Raw genomic sequence first — 18,423 nt, 5'->3', positions numbered from 1 at the left:
ACTCACCCGTTCGGGTGAACACCGTCGACATAAAGGACTGCACCGGATGGGCCGCCACAGCCGTAAAGCCTTTGAGCCGGCGCCGTTCTCGGAGGAGGCGCCGCGCCACCGCGGGCAGAGCAGCAGGGCCCGGCGGCGCAAGCAGAACCCGGTGCGGACCGGGCTGCTGGCCTCGTCCGCCGCGCTGGCCGTGGGTGCGATCGGCGTCTCCAGCGGGCTGCTGCCCTCGCCGGACGGCTCCGGCGGGTTCTCGTACCACGACGACGCTCCCGGCCAGGTCCAGGCCGCCGGGCTGCCGAACACCGCGAGCCCCCAGGACGTCGGCGCCATCCCCGCCGACCGGGACACCTCCGCACCCGCCAGCCGCGGCAACGCCCGTACAACCGCGCCCCCCGCCGCCCCGTCGGCACCGGCGACCACCGCGACGCCGACCCCCTCCGCCTCCACTTCCGCCCCGGACGACGGCGCCGCGACCCCCACCGCTCCGCAGCCCTCCGCGTCCTCCGCGCCGGCCACCGTCCCCTCTCCGCCCGCGGCCACCCTCGTGCCGGGCGGCGGCGACGAGGCGCAGGACGGCGACCAGAGCGTCGCCGAGGTCTCCGTCCTCGCCCTGGTGAACACCGTCCGCGCCACCGCCGGCTGCCAGCCGCTGCGCGACAACAAGAAGCTCTCCGAGCTCGCCTCCGACTTCAGCGCCGACATGGCCGCCCGGGCCTTCTTCGACCACACCGACCCCGACGGCGACGACCCCTGGGACCGCGCCGCGCAGGCCGGCGTCAAGGACCTCGGCGGCGAGAACATCGCCCGCGGCCAGGCCACGGCCCAGGAGGTCATGGACGCCTGGATGAACAGCGAGGGGCACCGCGCCAACATCCTCAACTGCGACTACAAGACGATCGGTGTCGGCGCCGTCTTCGGCGACGGCGGCCCCTGGTGGACGCAGGACTTCGGCTACTGAGCCGGCCGTCGGCGCTCCGTTGAGCGCCGACGGCTCCGGGCACGTACAGGTGGGCGTGGTCGAGAAGGAGACGCCGCCGGAGGACGGCCCGGCAGCCTCCCGGAGCAGATGGCGCCCGGGATTCGGGCGCGGTGTGCGTCGTGCCCTATGGAGCGGTGAGTGCCGCCTCGATCGAGAAGCCGTGGCGTTCCAGCCAGGCCTCGCGGCGTTTGATCTGGTCGCCGACCCCCTCGTGCCACATGCGGGCCCAGCCGCCGCCCTCGGTCTCGGCCATCCGCTTCATGGAGAACCACGCGCGGCGGGTGCGGAGCACGGCGACCTCCAGCAAGCGGCCGCGGTCCCTGCCGGACATGCCGTACGCGTCGGCGAGGAGGCGGCAGCGGCGGGGGGCGTCCACGTCGCGCAGGTGGGGGTCGGCGTCGGCGGGGTCGCCGATGGGGGCCCAGTAGAGCATCGCGTTGTGGATCTCCTCGACCCTGGGAACCGGCCTGGCCAGGTCGAAGTCGATGAGCGCGGCGGCCCGGCCGGCCCGGAAGACGATGTTGTCGGGCGTGAAGTCCATGTGCCCGATCACCTCGGCGGGATGCGCGGGCGCGGGAGGCATGTCCGGGTGCGGGGCGGGACCGGCAGGGGCCTGGACGCCGCTGGGTGGGCTGAAGCCGGCTACCGCGTCGTCGTAGGCGCGGACCAGGCGGCCGACCGAGACGAGGCGGTCCTCGTCGGCGATCCAGGACGGCCGCGGCCGTCCGGAGACCTCCCCCGCCACGTAGGTCAGCACCTCCCGGCCGGCGGCATCGATGCCGAGGAGGCGCGGCGCGCCGGGGAAACCGACGTCCTCCAGGTGACGGAGCAGGGCGTGCACCAGCGGGCTGTGGGCGCCGGTCGGACGGCGGACGGTGTCGCCGACGCGGACGACGCCCTCGGTCACGTCACCGCCGATCAGGGGGATCTCCGGCTGCGGCTCGGCGGTCTCGGCGTAGGTGGCGGCAGGGGCGGGCGGAGCGGGCGGGCCGTCGGGAAGCATCCGCCCATTGTGCGCCGTACGGCCCCGGCCACGCCGGGGGTTCGGGGCCGTAACTCACCGAGGGGAAGCGCAACCCCACGGGTGGCGCTGTGGACGAGTACGCTCACGCCCATGGAGACGTCCGTACGGGCCGGCGACGCCACCGGCGGCAGCGGTGGTGCCGGGGCGGCGAACCCGGAGTTCGACGTGTTCGCCCGCTCGTGCCCGTCGCGCCCCACGCTGGAACACGTGACCGGCCGCTGGGGCTCGCTGACGCTGGGCGCGCTGGTCCACGGGGCACTGCGGTTCAACGAGCTGCGCCGCCGCGTCGACGGAGTGAGCGAGAAGATGCTCTCCCAGACCCTGCACGCGCTGGAACGGGACGGGCTGGTGCACCGCGAGGCGCGGCCCACCAACCCGCCGCGGGTCGACTACAGCCTCACACCGCTGGGCCGGGACACGGCCGAGCGGCTGCTCGCCCTGATCGGCCTCGTGGAGTCGCGGATGCCGGAGGTGCTGGCGGCGCAGCGGCGCTACGACGGGCGGACGATGACGGCGGACGTGCCGCCCGGCCCGCGCGGCGGTCGCTGACAGCGCGGGCAGAAGTAGCTCGACCGGTTCATCCAGGGACGGCGGCGGATCGGGGTGCCGCAGCGGCGGCAGGGCTCGTCCTCGCGGCCGTAGGCGTCCAGGGAGCGGTCGAAGTAGCCGGACTCCCCGTTGACGTTGACGTACAGGCTGTCGAAGCTCGTGCCGCCGGCGGCGAGGGCGTCGGTCATGACCTCGCGGATGTGGGTGAGCAGTTCGGTGGTGACCGGCCGGGTCAGGGTCGCGGTCGGCCGCTCGTAGTGCAGCCTGGTGCGCCACAGCGCCTCGTCCGCGTAGATGTTGCCGACCCCGCTGATCAGCGACTGGTCGAGCAGCGCCCGCTTGATCGTGGTGCGGCGGCGGCGCAGCGCGGTGTGGAAGGCCGCGTCGTCGAAGCGGGGGTCGAGCGGGTCGCGGGCGATGTGCGACAGGGGGACCGGCAGCCGCTCGGGGTCGCCGGGCACGCACTCGTGCAGCGACAGGCCGCCGAAGGTGCGCTGGTCGACGAAACGCAGCTCCGTGCCGAGGTCGTCCTCGAAGCGGATCCGGATCCGCAGGTGGGTCTCGGCGGGCGCGTCCTCGGGCTGGACGAGCAGCTGGCCGCTCATGCCGAGGTGTCCGAGGAGCGCGAGCGGGGAGTCCTGGAGCGGCAGCCACAGGTACTTGCCGCGGCGCAGGGCGGGACCGAAGGTCTGCGCCTCCAGCCGGTCGGCGAAGTCCGCGCCGCCGGCGAGGTGGCGGCGCACGGCCCGGGCGTGCAGCACCTCGGCCCGGGCGACGGTGCGGCCGCTGACCCAGCGGTCCAGACCGCGGCGTACGACTTCGACCTCGGGCAGCTCCGGCACGCGGTGCGCTCCTCTCGGAAGGCGGTTCCCCGTCCGGGGAACCGGAAGGCCCGCCCGGTCGGCCTCGGGGGCCGGCCGGACGGGCCTGACGGGTTCAGCTCGCGACAGTGCCGTTCGCGTCGCGCTTGGCGCGGATCCCGCGCCAAGCGGCCTCGGCGGCCTGCTGCTCTGCTTCCTTCTTGCTGCGGCCGGTGCCGGTGCCGTACTCGACACCACCGACGCGGGCGGCAGCCGTGAAGGTCTTCTCGTGGTCCGGTCCGGTCTCGGAGACCACGTACTCCGGGACACCGAGGCCCTCGCCCGCGGTGAGTTCCTGGAGGCTGGTCTTCCAGTCCAGTCCCGCCCCGAGGTTGGAGGACTTCTCGATCAGTGGATCGAAGAGCCGGTGCACCAGCTCCGACGCGGCGTCCAGGCCCTGGTCCAGGTAGACCGCCCCGATCACCGCCTCGAGGGTGTCCGCGAGGATCGACGCCTTGTCCCGGCCTCCCGTGCCCTCCTCGCCCCGGCCGAGGCGGACGAAGCTGCCCAGGTCGAGGCCACGGCCGACGTCGGCCAGGGCTCGGGAGTTGACCACCGCGGCCCGCAGTTTGGCGAGCGTGCCCTCCGGGAGGTCCGGGTGGGTGCGGTAGAGCGTGTCCGTGACCACCAGGCCGAGCACGGAGTCCCCGAGGAACTCCAGGCGCTCGTTGGTGGGCAGACCGCCGTTCTCGTACGCGTACGAGCGATGGGTCAGCGCACGCACCAGAAGGGCGGGTTCGAGTGTGTACCCGAGCCGCCCTTCCAGAACCGCGGGGGACGAGGCTGCCTTACCGGCGTCCGTCGACGTTGCGCCGTCTGACGACATGGAGCCCCTCACCCGCCGATCAGACCTCGAGGACCTGACGACGGTTGTAGGTGCCGCAGCTCGGGCACGCGATGTGCTGCTGCTTCGGCTCGTGGCAGCGCTCGCACGCCACCAGGCTCACGGGCGCAGCCTTCCACTGCGAACGGCGGTGGCGCGTGTTGCTGCGCGACATCTTCCGCTTGGGAACAGCCACGGCTACTTCTCCTGGTTCTCGTCGGCGCCGTCCTCGGCACCGCTCAGCTGGATTTCCTGCAGGGCCGCCCAACGGATGTCGGTGACCTCGTGGTGGTGGTCCGGGTCGTCCGCCAGCCGCGCCCCGCAATCGGAGCACAGACCGGGACAGTCGTCCTGGCACACCGGCTGCAGCGGCAGTTCGAGAACCACCGCGTCGCGCAGCACGGGCTCGAGGTCGAACAAGTCGCCCTCGAGGAAGAGAGTGTCCTCCTCCTCGGCGTCGTCACCGGCGTCGGCGGCACCGTGGTGCCCACCGGTCCGGGTGTCGGCGTCGGGGTAGGAGTACAACTCCTGGAACTCCGTCTCGAGCTCGCGCTCGAGCGGCTCCAGACACCTTACGCACTCCCCCGAGAGCGGTGCACGGACGGTGCCCGTGACGAGCACCCCCTCCATCACCGACTCCAGGCGGAGGTCCAGCTCGATCTCCGTGCCCTCGCGGACACCGATGACCTCGATGCCCATGTCCTTGGGGGCCGGCACCGAGCGGGAGACCTTCTTCATCGCCCCAGGACGACGACCCAGCTCGTGCGTGTCGAACACGAGCGGGTTGCGGTGGTCGAGGCGGGTGTTCAGGGCTCCTGCTTTCTTCGGTTCGGCGCGTGCCCGTCGTCACGACGGCGGGCACGCCAAAGCGCCGGGGATCACACGGCTGAGGGATCAGGATACCGGTCCCCCGGGCTCAGCCCAAACCGCGCTCCTGCTCCAGCTCACGCAGCCGGTTCAGGTCGATCATGCTGGTGTCGAAGAAGCTCGTCTCGTCCAGCGCCGCGCCCTGACCCTGCTGGTGCTGCTGCGGGATGTACTGCTGCTGCTCGTAACCGGTCTGCTGCGGCTGCTGCCAGCCGTAGTTCGGGTCGTAGTAGGCCTGCTGCGGCTGGGCGGCGTACGGGTCGGCGTACTGGCCCTGCTGCTGGTACGGGTCCGGCTGCTGGACCTGCTGCTGGTACGGGTCCGGCTGCTGGTAGCCGTAGTCGGGCTGCTGGACCGCGTTCGGGTCGTACTGGTAGTCGCCGGGGGCCACGGGGGCGGCCAGGCCCGCGAGGTACTCGGCGTCGGACTGCCCGGGGACCTGGCCCTCGGAGTCCGCGTCGTGGGCGCCCAGCTCGTCCATGGGGCGGTGGCCGGTCAGCTTCAGGCGGCCCCGTCCGACGGCCTCCAGGGTCTTGCTGAGCACCGCCTCGAAGGCGCCCAGCTTGGCGTCCACGTACTCGTCCGCGCGGCGGCGCAGCGTCTCGGGGTCGCCGCTGCGCTCCGGCGCGTCGTCCTCGTCCGCGTATGGGTAGCCGTTCTCGTCGAGGGCCGGGCCGTGGCCCAGCAGCTTCTCGCGGCCGCGGTCCACCGAGCCGATGGTCTTGGTCAGCACGACCTCGAAGTTGGCGAGCTTGCTGTCGACGTAGTCGTCGGCCTCGGCCCGGATCTCGGTGGCCTCGCGTTGCGCCTCCGTGACGATGCGCTCGGCCTCCTGCTGCGAGCGGCGGGCGATCTCGGTGTCGGAGATCAGCGAACCCCGTTCCGCGTGCGCGGCGCCGATGATCCGGCCGGCCTCGGCCCGGGCCTCCTCGACCATCTGCTCCCGCCCGCCCAGCAACTGCTGGGCCTGGGAGAGCGAGTCGGGCAGCGCCGACCGTACGTCTTCGAGCATGGCGAGCAACTCGGCACGGTTGACCACGCAGGAGGCCGACATCGGCATGGACCGGGCGGCCTCCACGGCGGCCACGATCTCGTCGAGCTTCTTCTGGACGTCCACCTTCCAGACTCTACTGCTGCGCGAGCTTCTTCTTGAGGGCCTCCAGCACGACGGGGGGCAGCAAGTGCGCGACGTCGCCGCCCCATTGCGCCACCTCCTTGACGAGGCTGGAGGACAGGAAGCTGTAGGTGGGGTTGGTGGGGACGAAAAGGGTCTCCACGCCGGACAGCCCGTTGTTCATCTGGGCCATCTGCAGCTCGTAGTCGAAGTCGCTGACCGCGCGCAGGCCCTTCACGATGGCGGGGATGTCGCGCTGCTTGCAGAAGTCCACCAGCAGGCCGTGGAAGGCCTCCACGCGCACGTTGCCGTACCCGGCGGTGACCTCCTCGATGAGGGCGATGCGCTCCTCGATCGAGAAGAGGCCCTTCTTCGACTTGTTGATCATCACGGCCACGTAGACCTCGTCGTACAGGCGCGAGGCTCGGGCGATGATGTCGAGGTGTCCATTGGTGACGGGGTCGAAGGACCCCGGACAGACTGCGCGGCGCAACGGTGACTCCTCGCTCTGAGGGTTCTGCGGGTGGTTCATGACGCGTCGGTGACGTCGGCGGCGCGACCGTACCAAAGCGTCCCTTCGCCGTACCGCCGGGCCCTGATCCCTTCGTACCCCTCGGGCCAGCGGAATTCCCCGCCTCGGGTGCTCCTCTCCACGGTGGCGACGGCGTCCGCGTCGAGCCAGCCCTGCGTACGGAGTGTGAGCAGGATCTCGCGCAGCTCGTCGTCGGTGACGGCGTACGGCGGGTCCAGGAACACCAGGTCGTACGGGTCCGCCGGAGACGGTCCCGCGACCACCTTCTCGGCCTTGCCGGCCCGCACCTCGGCGCCGGGCAGCCCGAGGACGCGGACGTTCTCCCGGATGACGCGGGCGGCGCGGGGGTCGGACTCGACCAGCAGCACGTGCGCCGCGCCGCGTGAGAGCGCCTCCAGGCCGACGGCGCCCGATCCCCCGTACAGGTCGATGACCCGCGCCCCGTGCAGAACGCCGCGCAGCGACTCCCAGGTGGAGAACAGCCCCTCCTTCGCCCGGTCCGAGGTGGGTCGGGTTCCGTTGCCCGGCGGCACGGCCAGGCGGCGGCCACCGGCGGCTCCGGCGATCACGCGGGTCATCTGCGGCTCATTCGTCTCGTGGGCGGGGGGAACGGCGCCGTCGCGGCGCCGCTCCCCCACGATACGTAGGTCAGTCCCGGCCCTGCTCCTCCACCGCCCCGACGAGCGCCGGCGAGGCGTAGCGCGACCAGGACAGGCAGCCGTCGGGCGGGCAGTGCTCGGGGCGGCGCGGGTCGTGACCGAGCTCACGCAGCTTCGTCCGGACGGAGTCGGGCGTGCGGCCGAAGCGCGCGGCCACGCGGGCGATGGACTCGCCGTCGTGGAACCGGCGGACCAGCTCCTCCTCGTGCTGCGGCACCCAGGGCGCGCCGTGCCCCGGGAACAGCTCGCGCAGCACGTCGCGGTCGGGTATGGGCTCGGCGACGTCGGCCACGAGGGCGAGGGCCCGCAGGGCGCGGTTGAGGGCGATGCGCAGGGACGGGACGTCGGTCAGCGGCAGCGTGAGCGTGCCGGAGGCGAGGAGGGTGTCCGGGTCGTCCTCGGACCAGCCGGCCAGGGTCAGGGTGACGGTGGTGTCGTCGTCGCTGGAGAGCTCGATCCGGAAGACCTTCTCACCGAGCGGCAGTTCGTTGAGATGACGGAACGACATGAAATCAGCCCCCAAAGGTCCAACTACGCCTATTCCCGAGCGGATCGGCGCGGACTGTGTCCATTCTCCCAGGGGGCACTGACAATGACGGTCCGTCAGCCCTTGTCGAGGTACTGCTCGCGGTCCGCGTCGACCAGGCTCTCCAGCGCGCTGCGCAGGTCCGGCTGACCCTCCAGTCCGGGGTCCGCGGCGACCAGCGAGGTGGCCTCCTCCCGGGCCGCCGCGATCACGTCCTCGTCGTCGATCACCGTCAGCATGCGCAGCGACGAACGCGTGCCGGACTGGGCCTGCCCGAGGACGTCGCCCTCACGCCGCTGTTCCAGGTCGATACGGGACAGCTCGAAGCCGTCCAGCGTCCCGGCCACGGCGTCGAGCCGGGCGCGGGCCGAGGTCGCCTCCGGCATCTCGGACACCAGCAGGCACAGACCGGCCGCCGCACCACGCCCGACCCGGCCTCGCAACTGGTGCAGCTGCGAGACGCCGAAGCGGTCCGCGTCCATGATCACCATGGCGGTGGCGTTCGGCACGTTGACGCCGACCTCGATCACCGTGGTCGCCACCAGCACGTCGACCTCGCCGGCGGCGAAGCGGCGCATCACGTCGTCCTTCGCCTCCGCCTGCATCCGCCCGTGCAGCACCTCCACACGCAGCCCCGCCAGCGGCCCCTTGACCAGCTGCTCGGCGATCTCCAGCACCGCCAGCGGCGGCCGCCGCTCCGCCTCGTCCTCCGCGGACTTCTTCTTCGGGTCCGGCTCCTCGTCACCGATCCGCGGGCACACCACGTACGCCTGGTGCCCGTTCTCGACCTCCTCGCGCACCCGCTCCCAGGCGCGCGACAGGAAGTGCGGCTTGTCCTTCGCCGGCACGACGTGCGTGGCGATCGGCGAACGGCCGGCCGGCAACTGGTCCAGCACGGAGGTCTCCAGGTCGCCGAAGACCGTCATCGCGACGGTGCGCGGGATCGGCGTCGCCGTCATCACCAGCAGGTGCGGCGGCTGCTTGGCCTTGCCCCGCAGCGCGTCGCGCTGCTCGACACCGAAGCGGTGCTGCTCGTCGACCACAACCAGCCCCAGGTCGTGGAACCCCACCTTGTCCTCGATCAGCGCGTGCGTGCCCACGACGATCCCGGCCTCGCCGGTCACCAGGTCCAGCAGCGCCTGGCGGCGGGCGGCGGCCCCCATGGAACCGGTCAGCAGCACGACCTTCGTGCCCAGGTCCGAGCCGCCGAGCATGCCGCCCTCGGCGAGGTCGCCCATCATCTCCGTGATCGACCGGTGGTGCTGCTGCGCCAGCACCTCCGTCGGCGCCAGCATCGCGGCCTGGCCTCCGGTGTCGACCACGCCGAGCATGGCGCGCAGCGCCACCATCGTCTTGCCGGAACCCACCTCGCCCTGGAGCAGCCGGTGCATCGGGTGGTCCGTCGCCAGGTCCGCGAAGATCTCGGCCGACACCTGCTCCTGGCCCTCGGTGAGCGTGAACGGCAGCCGCGCGTCGAAGGCCTTCAGCAGACCGTCCTCGGCCGGCACGCGCGGCACGGCGGGCAGCGCGTCGTCCGCCGCCCGGCGCCGCGCGAGGGCCACCTGCAAAACGAACGCCTCGTCCCACTTCAGGCGCTCCTTGGCGATCATGATGTCGGCCTTGGACCGCGGGCGGTGGATCTTCTCCAGCGCCTCCGGCAGCGCCACGAGCCCGCGCGACTCCCGCAGCGCGGCGGGCAGCGGCTCGCCCGTGCCGGACCACTGCGTGGCGCCGAGGGAGGTCAGCACGGTGTCCACGGTCTTCGCGATCGTCCACGAGTTGACCTGCTTGCACGCCGGGTAGATCGGGATCAGCCGGCCGGCGAAGGCGTCCACGGCCTCCTTGCCGTCCTCGGCGTCCAGCAACTGGTACTCGGGGTGCGCCAGCTGCAGGGCCCGGTTGAACACCGACACCTTGCCGGCGAACATGCCGCGGCGGCCCGGGAGGAGGTCGTGCTCCGGCTTGAACACCCCCCGGCCGAAGAAGACCAGGGTCAGCGAGCCGCTGCCGTCCGTGACGACCACCTCGAGGCGCGACTTGCCCGGGCCGTAGGTCTTCTTCGTCGCCTTGGCGACGCGCGCGACGACGGTGACGTGTTCGTCCAGCGGGAGGTCGGACAGGCGCGTCAGCTCGCCGCGTTCCGCGTAGCGGCGTGGGTAGTGGTGCAGCAGGTCGCCGACGGTGCGCAGGTCGAGGTGGTCGGCGAACACCTTTGCGGTGCGGCCGCCGACGGATTTTGCGAGCGGTTCGTCAAGGGCAGCAGACATCGCGTCCATCTTTGCGCACGGGGCCGACAAAGTTTGTGTTGCGGCCCGGGGGGCGGCGGCTGCGCCGGGCTGCCCGGGTGTTTGTGTGCCGGTTGTTTGCGCCTGCGGCGGGGAAACCCCCAACCGCAACACGCAACGGCGCCGCACGCGGCGACGCGGGGTCGGCTACTCGACGCCGATGAGGAGGGGGCACGTTTCCTGGCCGCCGTCGTAGACGACCGTGTCGACCGCGAGGTGGCTGTCACGGACGTGCGCCTCGAGCCGGTCCGCCAGGTCCGCGGGCGCGTCGGACCCGATGACGAGCGTGACCATCTCCCCGCCCGCGGCGAGCATGCGGTCCAGGACGATGATCCCGGTCTCGACGAGGTTGCCGCCGATCACCGCGACGTCCCCGTCGATGAGGCCGAGGACGTCCCCGGCCTGGCAGACGCCGGCCATGGTCCAGGACTGGGCCTCCGCGACGGCGAGCTCGGCGTAGCGCGTGGCGCCGGCCGCGGAGGTCATGGCGACGACGTCCTCGTCGAAGCGCCGGGTGGGCTCGTGGACGGCGAGGGCGGCGATGCCCTGCACCGCGGACCGGGTGGGGATGAGCGCCACGCGGACGCCCTCCGTGCGCGCCTGTTCGGCCGCGGCGCCCACCGCGTGCCGCAGTTCGACGTCGTTGGGCAGCAGGACGACCTCGCGGGCGTGTGCGCGGCGGATGGCCTCCGCGATGTCGCCGCTCGCGGGCGGCTCCCCTGGCCGTACGGCGACCACGGTGGCCCCGGCCTGGGCGCACAGCTCGGCGAGGCCGTCACCGCGCACCACGGCGACGACGGCCCGGAGCGTGCGCTCGCCCCGCCCGCCGGTGGCCCCTCGGCGGCCCTGCTCGAGCGCGCGGGCCTGGTCGCCGAAGTGCGTCACCTTGATGCGGTACGGCCGTCCCGCCTCGATCCCGGCCTCGATGGCGGCGCCCACGTCGTCGACGTGGACGTGGACGTTCCACAGTCCGTCCCCGCCGACGACGACGAGGGAGTCGCCGAGCCGGTCCAGCCGGGTGCGCAGCGCGGGGACGGCGCGGTCGGGTGCCTCCAGGAGGTAGATGACCTCGAAGTCCGGCCCGCCGGGCACCGCGTGCGGGTCCGCGCCGTCCCCGCCGGTCGTGGCGCAGCCGTAGGGCACGACCTGGGACGCGCCCCTGGGCAACGGCACCCGCAGGGCGTCGTCGAGCGGGCCCATCGGGGCCTGTCCGGAGACCGCGTCCGCGAGGGCGCCCAGGACGGCGACGAGGCCGCGGCCGCCGGCGTCGACGACACCGGCGTCGCCGAGGACGGCCAGCTGCCGAGGAGTTGCCGCCAGCGCGAGGCGGGCGGCCTCGTACGCGGCCCGGGAGACCTCGTGGACGTCGCCGGTCACGGCGGCGGCCGCCTCCGCGGCGGCCGTGGCGACGGTGAGCATCGTGCCCTCGACCGGATGCGCGACGGCCTGGTAGGCGGACTCCGCGGCCCGGCGCAGCGCCGGCCGCAGGTCTCCGGCGTCCTCGGCGAGGACCTCGGCCATGCCGCGCAGCAGTTGGGCGAGGATCGTCCCGGAGTTGCCGCGTGCTCCTATGAGCGCGCCGTGCGCCATGGAGCGCAGGCACGAGGTGAGGTCCGGGACGCCGCCCGAGGCGGCGTGGCCCTCGAAGACGGCGTCCACGGACTGGGCGGCGGACTCCACGGTCAGGAACAGGTTCGTGCCGGTGTCCCCGTCGGCGACGGGGTAGACGTTGATCGCGTCGATCTCCTCGCGTGCCCGCCCGAGCGCCTGGAGGGACAGCCGGCACCATGCGCGCACCGCGGGAGGGTCGAGCGTCGGCGGCACGTGTTCCTCCTGCGGGGGCGGCCGGGGACCTGGGGTGGGGAGGTGTCCGCACGCAGCGTACTGAGCGCCGGGGCCCTCCGGGCGACCGCCCGTACCGCTGACCATGGTAATTTCGAGGGACAGGAGCGGACGTAGTATGCTGCTCCGGTTGCCTGGGGCTGTCCCGGGCCGTCCCTCGGCATCACTGGTCTTCCTTCAATCATTTTGACGGATGCCGGATGCCGCCGGGATTTATCCGTTAGTGCATCTGAAGTCTTTGGAGTGACCCGTGGCTGCCAACTGCGACGTCTGCGGCAAGGGGCCGGGCTTCGGCAACAACATCTCGCACTCGCACCGCCGTACTCGCCGTCGTTGGAACCCCAACATCCAGACGGTGCGTGCTGTGGTCGGTCGGACGCCGAAGCGCCTCAACGTCTGCACCTCGTGCATCAAGGCCGGCAAGGTCGCGCGCTGACGCATAGGACGTCGTAGCGCAGCCTTGCGGCTACCGGAGCCGGTCCACCCTCGTGGTGGACCGGCTTTCTGCTGTGCCCTCCCGCCGGTTCACCTCAGCGCTGCCGCCAGGCGTGGTCCACGGGGCCGATGCCGCCGCCCAGGGGGAAGCCCGCCGCGATGGCGCCGGTGACGTACTCCTTGGCGGCGTGGGCCGCCTCGGGGACGTCCAGGCCCAGTGCCAGGAACGAGGCGACGGCGGACGCCAGGGTGCAGCCGGTGCCGTGGGTGTGCCGGTTGTCGTGGCGCGTGGCGCGCAGCCAGTGCTCGCGGCTGCCGTCGGTGAGCAGGTCGACGGCGGCGCCGCTGAGGTGGCCGCCCTTGATCAGGACCCAGCGGGGGCCGCACTTGAGGACGGCCGCCGCGGCCTCGCGCATGGCGGGCTCGCCGTCCACGACGACTCCTGTGATCTGGCGCACCTCGTCCAGGTTGGGGGTGGCGACGGTGGCGAGCGGCAGCAGGCGGGTCCGTACGACGTCGACGGCGTCGGCGGCGAGCAGCGGGTCGCCGTGCTTGGAGACGCCGACGGGGTCGACGACCACGGGGACGTCGAGCGGGGCGAGGAGTTCGGCGACGGCGGTGACGAGTTCCGCCGAGGAGAGCATCCCGGTCTTGACGGCCTGGACGCCGATGTCGTCCACGACGCTGCGGAACTGGGCCCGTACGGCGTCCACCGGCAGGTCCCAGGCGCCCTGGACGCCCAGTGAGTTCTGCGCCGTGACGGCCGTGACCACGCTCATCCCGTGGACGCCGAGGGCGAGCATGGTCTTCAGGTCGGCCTGGATGCCCGCGCCGCCGCCGGAGTCGGAGCCGGCGACGGTGAGCACACGCGGTGGGATCGTCATACGGCGAATCTAGTCGCCGTCGCTACTCGGATCCGAAGTGGTCCCAGCCGCCCGCCTTGTCCCAGGGGGCGCCGTCCACGGTGACCTGGGGTGCCGTGGTGGCCTTCACCACCCGGCCGATGACCCGCCAGCGGGCGGGCAGCTTCGTGTCCGGGGGGAAGGCGGCGACTATCGCGTGGTCCTCTCCCCCGGTCAGCACCCAGTGCAGCGGGTCGACCCCGACGGCCTGGCCGATGTCGGCCATCTGCGCGGGGATGTCGATGTCGGCGGAGGACAGGTCTATGGCGACGCCACTGGCGGCGGCGATGTGGCCGAGGTCGGCGACGAGCCCGTCGCTCACGTCGGTCATGGCCGTCGCGCCGAGTTCCGCGGCGGCGGGACCGGCGTGGTACGGCGGTTCGGGACGGCGGTGGGCCTCGACGAAGGCCCGCGGCGAGCGGAATCCCCGGGAGAGGACGGCGAGTCCCGCCGCGGACCAGCCCAGCCAGCCGGTGACGGCGACGACGTCGCCGGGGCGGGCACCGGATCGGGTGACGGGTTCGCGGTCGCGCAGGTCACCCAGTGCGGTGATGGAGACCATGATCGTGTCACCGCGGACGACGTCGCCGCCGACCACGGCCGCGCCGGCCACCTGGCACTCGTCCCGGATGCCGTCCATCAGCTCGACCGGCCAGGTCACCGGCAGGTCGGCCGGGACGACCAGGGCGAGCAGCACCGCGGTCGGGACGGCACCCATGGCGGCGATGTCGGCGAGGTTCTGCGCGGCGGCCTTGCGGCCCACGTCGTAGGCGGTGGACCAGTCGCGGCGGAAGTGCCGCCCCTCCACCAGCGCGTCGGTGGTGGCCACCACCCGCCGGTCCGGGGCGGCGACCACGGCGGCGTCGTCACCCGGTCCGAGCCGGACGGCGGGGCTGGAGGTGAGCCGGGCGGTCAACTCCCTGATGAGCCCGAACTCCCCCAGTTCGCCCACGGTGCCCTTCATCTGACTGTCCCCTTCACCTGGCCGGTCCCCTTCTGTGTGCGCTTGCGCGACGGCTTCGGCACGGCCGGTACCGCGCGGGTCTCCCCGCGGCATGCGGCGACGCGGTACCGTGACGTTCCCTCCCACATGATCCTCGTAGCCGCCCTGGAGGTTCCGTGGTACAGGCGTACATTCTGATCCAGACCGAGGTCGGGAAGGCCTCGGCAGTAGCGGAGGTGATCTCCAAGATTTCCGGGGTCATCCAGGCCGAGGACGTCACCGGTCCGTACGACGTGATCGTGCGTGCCCAGGCCGACACGGTCGACGACCTGGGGCGCCTCGTGGTGGCGAAGGTGCAGCAGGTGGAGGGCATCACCCGCACCCTGACCTGTCCGGTCGTCCATCTGTAGGCCCCCTGTAGGCTCGGCGGGTGATGTACCGCCGGGTCGCGCTCGTCTCCCTGTCCGCCGTCGCGTGCTCGTCCGCGGCGGCGGTCTGGATTTCCGCTTCCGGCGGTGCCGCGGGCGGGGTCGCCGTCCCGTCGCCCTCCGCCTCCGCCGCCCGGATGTGCGGCGCCCTCCACGACGCGCTGCCGCCGAAGGTCGACGGTCTGTCGAAGCGGTCGGTGAGCCCGGTCTCCGACCTCACCGCCGGATGGGGGGATCCTACGGTGGTGCTGCGCTGCGGCGTGCCGCGACCCGAGATGCTGACCCCGGGCAGCGCGGCGTACAACCCCACCGCGGACGCGGTGGAGGTCAACGGCGTGAGCTGGCTCATCGAGAAGACCGACGACGGCTACCGCTTCACGACGACGGGCCGCAGGACCTTCGTCGAGGTGACGGTGCCGGCCGATTACGCGCCCGAGGTCGATCCGCTGACCGACCTCGGACGCGCCGTGGAGACGACGATCCCCTCCGAACTCTGAAGGGTCCGGCGGACCGCTCCCGGCTGCTCGCGGCTCAGCGCAGGCCGGTGGAGCGCCGCAGCGCGGCCTGGATCAGCCGGTCCACCAGTTCCGCGTAGCCGACGCCGCTCTCCTGCCACATGCGCGGGTACATGGAGATCGGCGTGAAGCCGGGCATCGTGTTGATCTCGTTGATCACGAACTCGCCGTCGTCCTGCAGGAAGAAGTCCGCGCGGACCAGGCCCTCGCAGGAGGCCGCGTCGAAGGCGGCCACGGCGAGCCGCTGCACCTGCGCGGTCTGCTCCGCGGTCAGCGGCGCGGGGACGACGCCCTCGGCGGAGTCGATGTACTTCGCCTCGAAGTCGTAGAAGTCGTGCGCGGTGACCGGGGGGATCTCCGCGGGGACCGAGGCGCGCGGGCCGTCCTCGAACTCCAGGACGCCGCATTCGATCTCGCGGCCCCGCAGCAGCGACTCCACGAGCACCTTGGGGTCGTGCCGGCGGGCCTCCTCGATCGCCTCGTCCAGGCCGGCGAGGTCGTCCACCTTGCTGATGCCCATGGAGGACCCGGCACGGGCGGGCTTGACGAAGACCGGCCAGCCGTGGTCGGCGGCGAAGTCCACGACCTTCTTGCGGGCCGCGGCCGGGTCGTTCTCCCACTCGCGCGGGCGGATCACGACGTACGGGCCGACGGGCAGGCCGAAGGAGGTGAAGACCCGCTTCATGTACTCCTTGTCCATGCCCACGGCCGAGGAGAGCACTCCGGAGCCGACGTAGGGCACGCCGGAGAGCTCCAGCAGGCCCTGGAGGGTGCCGTCCTCTCCGTACGGGCCGTGCAGCATGGGGAAGACGACGTCGACGTCGCCCAGGACCTTGGGCACCGAGCCGGGCTCGCTGTAGACGACCTCACGGCTGGCCGGGTCCACCGGCAGCAGCACCGTGCCGTCGGAGGACTCGGTGAGCTGCGCGACGCTGGGCAGCGTGCGGTCGGCGATCGCCATCCGGGACGGGTCGTCGGCGGTGAGCGCCCAACGGCCGTCGGTGGTGATGCCGATCGGCAGCACGTCGTACTTGTCGCGGTCGATCGCGCTCAGCACCGCGCCTGCGGTGACGACCGAGATGGCGTGCTCGGAGCTGCGTCCGCCGAAGACGACGGCGACGCGCGGCTTGCGGGAAGAAGGCTGAATGCTCATGTCGCGTTGACCTTACCGTTCCGGACGTCAGCGTTCCGACTTCGCGGAGCGCGACATCAGCTCCTTGACCGCGACGACGGGCTGCTTCCCGTTGTGCACGATGTCGACGACGGTCTCGGTGATGGGCATGTCGACGCCGTGCCGGCGCGCCAGGTCGAGCACCGACTCGCAGGACTTGACGCCCTCGGCGGTCTGCCGGGTGACCGCGATGGTCTCCTCCAGCGTCATGCCCTTGCCCAGGTTGAAGCCGAAGGTGTGGTTGCGCGACAACGGCGAGGAGCAGGTCGCGACCAGGTCGCCCAGACCCGCCAGGCCGGAGAAGGTCAGCGGGTCGGCGCCGAGCGCGATGCCGAGCCGGGTGGTCTCCGCCAGTCCGCGGGTGATCAGCGAGCCCTTGGTGTTGTCGCCCAGGCCCATGCCGTCGGCGATGCCGACCGCCAGGCCGATCACGTTCTTCACCGCGCCGCCGAGTTCGCAGCCGACGACGTCGGTGTTGGTGTACGGGCGGAAGTACGCGGTGTGGCTGGCGGCCTGCAGCCGCTTGGCGACGGACTCGTCACGGCAGGCGACCACGCTCGCGGCGGGCTGCCGCGCGGCGATCTCCTTGGCGAGGTTGGGGCCGGACAGCACGGCGACGCGCTCCGGGCCCGCCTTGGCGACCTCCTCGATGACCTCGCTCATCCGCTTGGCCGTGCCGAGTTCGACGCCCTTCATCAGGCTGACCAGCACGGAGTCGCGGGGCAGCAGCGACTGCCACTCGGCCAGGTTGCCGCGCAGCGTCTGCGACGGTACGGCGAGGATCACGAACTCCGCGTCCCGGGCGGCCTCGGCGGGGTCGGTGGTGGCCCGGATCGACTCCGGCAGCTCGGTCCCGGGCAGGTAGTACGGGTTGCTGCGCGTGCTGTTGACGGCCTCGATCACCTCGGGGCGGCGCCCCCACATGGTGACCTGGGCACCCGCGTCGGCGAGGACCATCGCGAAGGCGGTGCCCCAGGAGCCCGTGCCGTAGACCGCGCAGCGCGTCGTCACTTGGTGCCGCCCTTCTGCTTGCGCGGGTCGAAGCGCTCGGCGGGCGGGGTCTGACCGCGCAGTTCGCCCAGCAGCTCGCTGACCGCGGCCATGATGGTGTCGGTGGCGTCCTTGAGCACCTCGACGCTGGCCTCCTGTCCGTAGAAGGCCGACAGGTCCACCGGCGGCCCGGCGACGACCCGCAGCGTCTTGCGCGGGAAGAGGCGGAGCTTCTTCTCCTTCGCGTACGGCGGCATGACCTCGTTGGCGCCCCACTGGGCGACGGGGATCACGGGGGCCTTGGTCATCAGCGCGACCCGGGCGACGCCCGTCTTGCCCACCATCGGCCACATCTCGGGGTCGCGGGTCAGCGTGCCCTCCGGGTAGAAGGCGACGCACTCGCCGGAGTTGATGGCGTCCACCGCGGCCCGGAAGGCGTTGGCGGCGTCGGTGCTCTCCCGGTAGACGGGGATCTGGCCGGTGCCGCGCAGGATCGCGCCGACGAAGGCGGGCTTGAACAGCGGCGCCTTCGCGAGGAAGCGGGGGACCCGGCCGCTGTTGTACTGGAAATGCGCGTACGACAGCGGGTCGAGGTACGAGTTGTGGTTGACCGCCGTGATGAATCCGCCCTCGACCGGAATGTGATCCATTCCGCGCCAGTCCCGCTTGAAAAGAACGACAAGCGGCGGTTTGGCGATGACGGCTGCGAGCCGGTACCAGAAGCCGATTCTGCGGCGGGACACCAGAACTCCTCCTCGTTCCGCCGCCGACCCGGGATCACCGGACCGCGGCCTGCTGTGGTCGGCGGCACCGTACGGCCGGTGCGGCCGCACAAGTGTCGCCGGTAGGGCCACCGTAACGCCAGGGCGAAAGGCCCTCGGGGTGCTCCCCGGCGGAAGCACCGAGGCCAGGGGGCCCGGGCACGTACCAGGGAGATCGTGCACCCGGAGGCGGGCCGCCGGGAAGGGGGGTTGGGGGC

21 protein-coding genes are annotated in these 18,423 nt (G+C 72.3%); 5 read left to right on the top strand and 16 right to left on the bottom strand.

Annotated features, from left to right (window positions below; translation table 11 throughout):
- The first annotated feature begins 46 nt into the window (after positions 1-46).
- On the top strand, positions 47-958 hold the full coding sequence (locus PV350_RS09800) for a CAP domain-containing protein (RefSeq protein WP_499514209.1): 912 nt from the start codon (positions 47-49) through the stop codon (positions 956-958).
- Between the two features lie 145 nt (positions 959-1,103).
- Here the strand turns inward: PV350_RS09800 and PV350_RS09795 are convergent, their stop codons facing one another.
- Complete coding sequence (locus PV350_RS09795) at positions 1,104-1,982, bottom strand: phosphotransferase (protein WP_500333382.1); 879 nt, start codon at positions 1,980-1,982, stop codon at positions 1,104-1,106.
- 111 nt (positions 1,983-2,093) lie between these two features.
- Here PV350_RS09795 and PV350_RS09790 point away from each other — a divergent pair, with 111 nt between their 5' ends.
- Positions 2,094-2,552: a winged helix-turn-helix transcriptional regulator gene (locus PV350_RS09790; protein ID WP_499514207.1), complete on the top strand. Its 459-nt coding sequence runs from the start codon at positions 2,094-2,096 to the stop codon at positions 2,550-2,552.
- Here the strand turns inward: PV350_RS09790 and mutM are convergent.
- The 10 genes from mutM to PV350_RS09740 all read right to left on the bottom strand — a co-directional run bounded on the left by mutM (position 2,495) and on the right by PV350_RS09740 (position 12,042).
- On the bottom strand, positions 2,495-3,394 hold the full coding sequence (gene mutM / locus PV350_RS09785; protein ID WP_499514206.1) for a bifunctional DNA-formamidopyrimidine glycosylase/DNA-(apurinic or apyrimidinic site) lyase: 900 nt from the start codon (positions 3,392-3,394) through the stop codon (positions 2,495-2,497). The genes PV350_RS09790 and mutM overlap by 58 nt on opposite strands.
- A gap of 94 nt (positions 3,395-3,488) precedes the next feature.
- Positions 3,489-4,238 (bottom strand): ribonuclease III family protein, encoded by a 750-nt coding sequence (rnc, locus tag PV350_RS09780; RefSeq protein WP_499514205.1) that lies wholly within the window; start codon positions 4,236-4,238, stop codon positions 3,489-3,491.
- Between the two features lie 19 nt (positions 4,239-4,257).
- Positions 4,258-4,431, bottom strand: a complete 174-nt coding sequence (gene rpmF / locus PV350_RS09775; protein WP_026251550.1) for a 50S ribosomal protein L32 — start codon at positions 4,429-4,431, stop codon at positions 4,258-4,260.
- A gap of 2 nt (positions 4,432-4,433) precedes the next feature.
- Positions 4,434-4,973, bottom strand: coding sequence for a YceD family protein (locus PV350_RS09770; protein ID WP_500333381.1), 540 nt, complete (start codon positions 4,971-4,973; stop codon positions 4,434-4,436).
- 178 nt (positions 4,974-5,151) lie between these two features.
- Positions 5,152-6,219, bottom strand: coding sequence for an ATP synthase subunit B family protein (locus PV350_RS09765; RefSeq protein WP_500333380.1), 1,068 nt, complete (start codon positions 6,217-6,219; stop codon positions 5,152-5,154).
- A 10-nt stretch (positions 6,220-6,229) separates the two neighbouring features.
- The gene (gene coaD / locus PV350_RS09760) at positions 6,230-6,709 is read right to left on the bottom strand and encodes a pantetheine-phosphate adenylyltransferase (RefSeq protein WP_499514202.1); all 480 of its coding nucleotides are present in this window, start codon (positions 6,707-6,709) and stop codon (positions 6,230-6,232) included.
- Positions 6,710-6,744: 35 nt separating this feature from the next.
- Complete coding sequence (gene rsmD / locus PV350_RS09755) at positions 6,745-7,326, bottom strand: 16S rRNA (guanine(966)-N(2))-methyltransferase RsmD (protein WP_499514201.1); 582 nt, start codon at positions 7,324-7,326, stop codon at positions 6,745-6,747.
- A 70-nt stretch (positions 7,327-7,396) separates the two neighbouring features.
- Complete coding sequence (locus tag PV350_RS09750; protein WP_499514200.1) at positions 7,397-7,915, bottom strand: hypothetical protein; 519 nt, start codon at positions 7,913-7,915, stop codon at positions 7,397-7,399.
- 95 nt (positions 7,916-8,010) lie between these two features.
- Positions 8,011-10,209, bottom strand: a complete 2,199-nt coding sequence (recG, locus tag PV350_RS09745) for an ATP-dependent DNA helicase RecG (RefSeq protein ID WP_499514199.1) — start codon at positions 10,207-10,209, stop codon at positions 8,011-8,013.
- 156 nt (positions 10,210-10,365) lie between these two features.
- Positions 10,366-12,042 carry a DAK2 domain-containing protein gene (locus PV350_RS09740; protein ID WP_499514198.1) on the bottom strand — a complete coding sequence of 559 codons (1,677 nt, stop codon included), beginning with the start codon at positions 12,040-12,042 and terminating at the stop codon, positions 10,366-10,368.
- A gap of 268 nt (positions 12,043-12,310) precedes the next feature.
- On the opposite strand from PV350_RS09740, the gene rpmB reads away from it, so the two are divergent.
- Positions 12,311-12,496 (top strand): 50S ribosomal protein L28, encoded by a 186-nt coding sequence (gene rpmB / locus PV350_RS09735; protein ID WP_014628431.1) that lies wholly within the window; start codon positions 12,311-12,313, stop codon positions 12,494-12,496.
- A 94-nt stretch (positions 12,497-12,590) separates the two neighbouring features.
- On the opposite strand, the gene thiD is transcribed toward rpmB, so the two are convergent.
- Positions 12,591-13,379, bottom strand: coding sequence for a bifunctional hydroxymethylpyrimidine kinase/phosphomethylpyrimidine kinase (thiD, locus tag PV350_RS09730; RefSeq protein ID WP_499514197.1), 789 nt, complete (start codon positions 13,377-13,379; stop codon positions 12,591-12,593).
- 22 nt (positions 13,380-13,401) lie between these two features.
- Positions 13,402-14,361 carry a thiamine-monophosphate kinase gene (locus tag PV350_RS09725; protein WP_499514196.1) on the bottom strand — a complete coding sequence of 320 codons (960 nt, stop codon included), beginning with the start codon at positions 14,359-14,361 and terminating at the stop codon, positions 13,402-13,404.
- 155 nt (positions 14,362-14,516) lie between these two features.
- Between PV350_RS09725 and PV350_RS09720 the strand changes: the two genes are divergently transcribed.
- Positions 14,517-14,750, top strand: coding sequence for an Lrp/AsnC family transcriptional regulator (locus PV350_RS09720; RefSeq protein ID WP_018562083.1), 234 nt, complete (start codon positions 14,517-14,519; stop codon positions 14,748-14,750).
- A gap of 23 nt (positions 14,751-14,773) precedes the next feature.
- A complete protein-coding gene (locus PV350_RS09715; protein WP_500333398.1) occupies positions 14,774-15,265 on the top strand; it encodes a DUF3515 domain-containing protein in 492 nt (163 codons plus the stop codon).
- Positions 15,266-15,299: 34 nt separating this feature from the next.
- On the opposite strand, the gene PV350_RS09710 is transcribed toward PV350_RS09715, so the two are convergent.
- Genes PV350_RS09710 through PV350_RS09700 form a run of 3 tightly spaced genes read right to left on the bottom strand, consistent with a single transcriptional unit; the run spans position 15,300 to position 18,187 of the window.
- On the bottom strand, positions 15,300-16,436 hold the full coding sequence (locus PV350_RS09710) for a D-alanine--D-alanine ligase family protein (protein WP_500333379.1): 1,137 nt from the start codon (positions 16,434-16,436) through the stop codon (positions 15,300-15,302).
- Positions 16,437-16,463: 27 nt separating this feature from the next.
- Positions 16,464-17,411: an NAD(P)H-dependent glycerol-3-phosphate dehydrogenase gene (locus PV350_RS09705; protein ID WP_500325860.1), complete on the bottom strand. Its 948-nt coding sequence runs from the start codon at positions 17,409-17,411 to the stop codon at positions 16,464-16,466.
- 50 nt (positions 17,412-17,461) lie between these two features.
- Positions 17,462-18,187, bottom strand: coding sequence for a lysophospholipid acyltransferase family protein (locus tag PV350_RS09700; RefSeq protein ID WP_499514194.1), 726 nt, complete (start codon positions 18,185-18,187; stop codon positions 17,462-17,464).
- Positions 18,188-18,423: the final 236 nt, after the last annotated feature.

This window comes from Streptomyces sp. PA03-6a (assembly GCF_033792765.1).
Lineage (GTDB): Bacteria > Actinomycetota > Actinomycetes > Streptomycetales > Streptomycetaceae > Actinacidiphila.
The sequence above is the reverse complement of the archived record's forward strand: the minus strand, read 5'-3'. Positions and strand labels throughout refer to the sequence as shown.